The sequence below is a fragment of the Arthrobacter sp. UYNi723 genome, from assembly GCF_054057635.1.
This window is the reverse complement of sequence record NZ_JBSRZM010000077.1, coordinates 1-1896: the sequence shown is the minus strand read 5'-3', so window position 1 is coordinate 1896 and position 1896 is coordinate 1. Positions and strand designations below refer to the sequence as shown.

The 1896-nt window shown below is 55.0% G+C and carries 1 rRNA gene; it reads left to right on the top strand.

The window, feature by feature from the left end:
• Positions 1-185 precede the first annotated feature (185 nt).
• A 16S ribosomal RNA gene (locus ACVWY0_RS22255) occupies positions 186-1709 on the top strand.
• Positions 1710-1896: the final 187 nt, after the last annotated feature.

The following is a 1896-nucleotide window of genomic DNA, read 5'->3' as shown; positions in this document are numbered from 1 at the left end:
TGTGTCTGTTGTTTGAGAACTCAATAGTGTGCCAAGTTTGTTGATACCAATTTATTGTATTGAATTGGTTGAATTGACTGGATCCGCCACCCCGTGGTGTGGTCTGGTTTTTACAGCTGGTTTCAAATTTTGTGCAGCCATTTTATCCTGTTATTTCCGGGGTTGGTGGTTGTGTCTGTTTTACTTCAACGGAGAGTTTGATCCTGGCTCAGGATGAACGCTGGCGGCGTGCTTAACACATGCAAGTCGAACGATGATGCCCACTTGTGGGTGGATTAGTGGCGAACGGGTGAGTAACACGTGAGTAACCTGCCCTTAACTCTGGGATAAGCCTGGGAAACTGGGTCTAATACCGGATATGACTCCTCATCGCATGGTGGGGGGTGGAAAGCTTTATTGTGGTTTTGGATGGACTCGCGGCCTATCAGCTTGTTGGTGAGGTAATGGCTCACCAAGGCGACGACGGGTAGCCGGCCTGAGAGGGTGACCGGCCACACTGGGACTGAGACACGGCCCAGACTCCTACGGGAGGCAGCAGTGGGGAATATTGCACAATGGGCGAAAGCCTGATGCAGCGACGCCGCGTGAGGGATGACGGCCTTCGGGTTGTAAACCTCTTTCAGTAGGGAAGAAGCGAAAGTGACGGTACCTGCAGAAGAAGCGCCGGCTAACTACGTGCCAGCAGCCGCGGTAATACGTAGGGCGCAAGCGTTATCCGGAATTATTGGGCGTAAAGAGCTCGTAGGCGGTTTGTCGCGTCTGCCGTGAAAGTCCGGGGCTCAACTCCGGATCTGCGGTGGGTACGGGCAGACTAGAGTGATGTAGGGGAGACTGGAATTCCTGGTGTAGCGGTGAAATGCGCAGATATCAGGAGGAACACCGATGGCGAAGGCAGGTCTCTGGGCATTAACTGACGCTGAGGAGCGAAAGCATGGGGAGCGAACAGGATTAGATACCCTGGTAGTCCATGCCGTAAACGTTGGGCACTAGGTGTGGGGGACATTCCACGTTTTCCGCGCCGTAGCTAACGCATTAAGTGCCCCGCCTGGGGAGTACGGCCGCAAGGCTAAAACTCAAAGGAATTGACGGGGGCCCGCACAAGCGGCGGAGCATGCGGATTAATTCGATGCAACGCGAAGAACCTTACCAAGGCTTGACATGAACCGGAAATACCTGGAAACAGGTGCCCCGCTTGCGGTCGGTTTACAGGTGGTGCATGGTTGTCGTCAGCTCGTGTCGTGAGATGTTGGGTTAAGTCCCGCAACGAGCGCAACCCTCGTTCTATGTTGCCAGCGCGTTATGGCGGGGACTCATAGGAGACTGCCGGGGTCAACTCGGAGGAAGGTGGGGACGACGTCAAATCATCATGCCCCTTATGTCTTGGGCTTCACGCATGCTACAATGGCCGGTACAAAGGGTTGCGATACTGTGAGGTGGAGCTAATCCCAAAAAGCCGGTCTCAGTTCGGATTGGGGTCTGCAACTCGACCCCATGAAGTCGGAGTCGCTAGTAATCGCAGATCAGCAACGCTGCGGTGAATACGTTCCCGGGCCTTGTACACACCGCCCGTCAAGTCACGAAAGTTGGTAACACCCGAAGCCGGTGGCCTAACCCCTTGTGGGAGGGAGCTGTCGAAGGTGGGACTGGCGATTGGGACTAAGTCGTAACAAGGTAGCCGTACCGGAAGGTGCGGCTGGATCACCTCCTTTCTAAGGAGCACCTACAGATCGTTGTTCACTACGTATGTGGTGGGCGGGGTTTGTCAGGAGTATATGCCCGTTGCGCAGACGATTGTTCTGCGGCGGGTGCTCAAGGGTGGAATATCAACGAATAGCGGCCGCTTGTTTTGCTCCCCGTCCAGTACGGATCTCCTCTTGAGGGTGTCCTGGAACGGTG